Genomic DNA, 4107 nt, shown 5'->3' on the forward strand with positions numbered 1-4107 from the left:
GGGACAGGTGATCTTCAGCATGCAGCAGGGTGGCCAGCCAAGCACTCAGCAGGGCGGTGGGCAGCAGGGGCAGGCTCCCCAGCCGGCGACGCCTCCTGCGGCTCCGGGCGCCGCCGCTCCCGGCGGACTGCTCGGGAACTGAAATCCGGAAACCGACGCCGGCGGTCTGCTGTTCGCACCTATGTCCAATCATAGATCAGGCGGGAGAGCGGGCCCATGAGCATACCGACCGGAGAGCCGTCCCAGAAATGGGACTCCCACGGCTATGCCGAAAATGCACGATTCGTCGCCGACCTCGGCATGCCGGTGGTCGACCTGCTGGCTCCCAGGCCTGGGGAACGCATCCTGGACCTTGGATGCGGCGACGGCGTCCTGACCGAGAAACTGGCCGCCGCCGGCTGCGCCGTGGTGGGCGCCGACTCCAGCGCCGACCTGATCCGGGCGGCGCAGGCACGCAATCTCGATGCCCGCCTGATGAACGGCGAGGCCCTGGATTTCGACGGCGAATTCGACGCCGTGTTCTCCAATGCCGCCCTGCACTGGATGCTCCAGCCGGACAAGGTCATCGAGGGCGTCTACCGGGCCTTGAAGCCGGGCGGCCGGTTCGTCGGCGAATTCGGCGGCTCCGGCAATGTCGTGACGATCGCCTCCGCGCTGGAAACGGCGTTGAACCGGCGCGGGATCGACGGCAAGGCCGCCAACCCATGGTATTTTCCAACCGCCGAAGACTATGCGGCGAAGCTGGCGGCTCATGGCTTCCGCGTGCGCTCGGCGGAACTGATCGAGAGGCCGACGCCGCTGCCGACCGGAATGGCGGGCTGGCTCGCGACCTTCGCCGGAGCCTTTCTCGCCAGGGTCCCGGTCAGCGAGCACGGGGCTCTGCTGAACGAGGTTCTGATCGAAATATCGCCCGTCCTGATGAAACCGGACGGCACATGGTATGCCGATTACATCCGCCTCCGGTTCGCGGCGGAAAAGCCGGCTGTTTGATGGGGCAGGGTATTGGCGGAACAGGGTGAAGTGAGCGCGATGCGGCTTCTTGGCGGTAGGTTTGCGGGTTTGGTCCTGGCGCTCGGCATGGGGGCTGCCGCGCCCGCGCTTGCCCAATCCGGCGGATCCGAAGGCATGCAAAGCATGCCGGTGGCCGTTTTGCAGGGGTTGGACAAGGTGACGGCGCGGGTGGTGACGCTCGATGTGCCGGTCGGCGATACGGTTGCCTTCGGCTCCCTGCGCATCACGGCACGGACCTGCCGGAAAGCGTCGCCGGTCGAGCCGCCCGAATCGGCTGCCTTCCTGGAGATCCAGGAGGCTCGTCCCGACGAGGCGGTGGAGCCCTTGTTCAGCGGCTGGATGTTCGCCTCCAGCCCGGCGCTGTCAGCCCTGGAACACCCGGTCTACGATGTCTGGGTAATCGACTGCAAATAGGCGTCGATCACCTCGCCCTCCGAGCCGTTGGTGAAGTCGGGCGTGTATTGGAGTGCCTTGGCAAGCTGGTTCCGGTAGCTCGACCGCGGGATCTCCATCGCTCCGAACTGGCTCAGGTGGGTCGTGACGAACTGCGTGTCGAGCAGCATGAAGCGGTTGTAGCGCAACCGGGCCACGAGGTGGACCAGCGCCACCTTGCTGGCATCGGTCTGGCGGCTGAACATGCTTTCCCCGAAGAACGCGCCGCCGAGCGCCACGCCGTAGAGACCGCCGACCAGGCGGTCGTCGTGCCATGATTCGACGGAGTGGGCGAAGCCCAGATCGAACAGCGTCGAATAGAGCCGCATGATTTCGCTGTTGATCCAGGTCTTCGGCCGAATGTCGGTCGACTCGGCGCAGCCTTGGATGACGGCATCGAAGTCGCTGTCTATGCGGACTTCGAACCGGCCGCTGCGAACCGTGCGCCGAAGCCTGCGCGGGACATGCAGTCCGTCGAGCGGCAGGATGCCGCGCTGCTCCGGATCGAACCAGTAGAGCTCTTCTGACTCGGCACTTTCCGCCATCGGAAAGATGCCGGCGGCATAGGCCCGCAGCAGAAGCTGTGCCGTCAAACCAGTCATTACGATAGCGCTGCCCTCCAGCCCGGACGAAACCCTCTTGAATGACTATACACTCTGCCCGCGTCATTGGGAGTGGCTGTGGCGGCGGCACATGGACACCTTGAGCTTTCCGGTTATAGGAGAGCCGGCCAGCCGGACGGAAATCTCAACGCTTTCTTCATACTTTGCCCACAAGAGTGCGCCCGCTGATTGGATAATAACGATGCCGTCCAGCATGTGTATCCAAGCTCTTCAGAAGAAGACAGTTATGTGAAGTTCTTGTTATAGGATTGTGAATGTCATGTCAAACTCGATCTCTATACAAGGGATGTCTTCTAAGCAACTGACAGTCACCGATAAAGCATCCAATAACTATGGCGGCATAGCTGGAATGCTATCGCGGCTTTCTATCGGATCCAGGATCGGCATGTTGATCCTGGTGGCTATCGTAACAGTCGCCGTGACGACGGGGCTATTCCTGCTGGCCGACCGCCGGCTGGACGACGCCGCCAGCGAACTCAGTTCCTACGGCGACCTCGTAGTCCTGGCCGCCTCCCTGGAGCGGCGCGCCGCCGACCTCCAGATCCTCGCCCGCGACTTCATTTCCAACCGGGACGAGGAGGCGGCCACGGCTTTCGGCGGTCGGATCGATGAGGCTCTCGGCCTGCTGGACCGCATCGCCCATCACCCCGGCGCCACCCATGTCGGCGCTCTGGTGGAGGGCTTGCGGACGAATATCCAGGCGGCAGCCGACCGCTTCGCAGAGGTAGGTGAAACCAGCCGGATCATGGGGCTCGACGAGCACAGCAGTCTGCGGGGAAAACTTCGCGGTTCTGTCAACGCCATGGAATCGGAACTACGCAACTGGCCGGTCTCCACGGTTGCGGAAACCTATGTCCGCATGCTGACCATGCGAGTGCTTGAGAAGGACTTCATCCTGTATGGCGACGCCGGCGTCATGGGCGCGCATCGCAAGGCATACCGGGAGTTCGAGTTCGGCCTGATGGGCTCGGGCCTGGACTCCTCTACCCAGCAAACCCTGACCCGGCTTGCTTCCGCCTACCGTGCCGACCTGACGGCGTATGTCGAGAACCAGGTGAAGCTCACCGGCCAGATCCAGACTTTCGATGGGGTGTTGAGCGCTATGCCGGGCCGGTTCGCCCAGCTTTTCGGTGCGGCCAGCGCAGGCATGGAGCGTGCCCGGTCCGAGAGGGCCGAGGTCCGGAATGCCACGGGTCGCGCCGGGATCATGATGGGCGCCGTCGTCCTGGTGCTGGCGCTGATGGTGAGCCTGATTCTCGTCCGCAGCATCACCAGGCCGTTGCGCGCGATCGAGGGGGCCATGCAGCGACTCGCGAAAGGGGATCGAACCCGGCCGGTCCCGGGCGCACACCGGCGCGACGAGATCGGCGCCATGGCCCGCGCCATCGAGGTGTTCCGCCGCACTGCGGAGGAGATGGAGAGCCTCAAGGCAGCCGACGAGATCAGGGAGCGTCACCACAAGGAAGCTTTCGCGGCGCGTCTCGCCGGTCTGGCCACTGCACTCGAGGCGGAGGTGCAGTCGACGGTGACGGCGGTAATGCAGCAGGCGGACGGAATCGCGGATCTCGCCGAACGCATGAAGTCGGCGGCGGCCCGTACCGGAGAGCAGTCTTCCGCGGTGGCGGAAGCGGCGCGGGAGGCGACCGCCGGCGTTCATTCCGTTGCGGCTGCCAGCGAGGAACTGGCGACCACATCAAGCGAGATCCGCAGCCGGATGACTGTGGTCGGCGGCATTATCCGGAGTGCGGCTGGCAAAGGAGACGACACCCGCCGTATCGTCACGGCGCTGAACGAAGCGGCACGTGACATCGGCAATGCCGCCGGCCTGATCTCCGACATCGCCGGACAGACCAACATGCTCGCGCTGAACGCCACCATCGAGGCGGCGCGGGCAGGCGAATCGGGAAGGGGCTTCTCGGTCGTGGCCGAGGAGGTCAAGATCCTGGCCGCCAGAACTGCGCAGGCCACCGGCAGGATCTCCAGCCAGATCGAAGCCGTCCGAAATGCCGCGGCGATGGTAGCCGACCATGTGATCGGAGTG

5 protein-coding genes are annotated in these 4107 nt (G+C 64.6%); 3 read left to right on the plus strand and 2 right to left on the minus strand.

Translation table 11 applies throughout. The features are described 5' to 3' along the window. Window positions 1-216: 216 nt before the first annotated feature. A complete protein-coding gene (locus AC5JJ6_RS01970) occupies window positions 217-990 on the plus strand; it encodes a class I SAM-dependent methyltransferase (protein ID WP_496040430.1) in 774 nt (257 codons plus the stop codon). Between the two features lie 135 nt (window positions 991-1125). Next, complete coding sequence (locus AC5JJ6_RS01975; RefSeq protein ID WP_496040431.1) at window positions 1126-1425, plus strand: DUF2155 domain-containing protein; 300 nt, start codon at window positions 1126-1128, stop codon at window positions 1423-1425. Here AC5JJ6_RS01975 and aat read toward each other — a convergent pair. Beyond that, window positions 1395-2045 carry a leucyl/phenylalanyl-tRNA--protein transferase gene (gene aat, locus AC5JJ6_RS01980; protein WP_496040432.1) on the minus strand — a complete coding sequence of 217 codons (651 nt, stop codon included), beginning with the start codon at window positions 2043-2045 and terminating at the stop codon, window positions 1395-1397. The two genes, AC5JJ6_RS01975 and aat, sit on opposite strands and share 31 nt — an antisense overlap. A gap of 63 nt (window positions 2046-2108) precedes the next feature. Further along, the gene (locus tag AC5JJ6_RS01985; protein WP_496040433.1) at window positions 2109-2261 is read right to left on the minus strand and encodes a hypothetical protein; all 153 of its coding nucleotides are present in this window, start codon (window positions 2259-2261) and stop codon (window positions 2109-2111) included. Between the two features lie 190 nt (window positions 2262-2451). Between AC5JJ6_RS01985 and AC5JJ6_RS01990 the strand changes: the two genes are divergently transcribed. After that, on the plus strand, window positions 2452-4107 hold a 1656-nt coding region (locus AC5JJ6_RS01990), incomplete at its 3' end, for a methyl-accepting chemotaxis protein (RefSeq protein WP_496040434.1).

The sequence above is a fragment of the Skermanella sp. genome, from assembly GCF_059503625.1.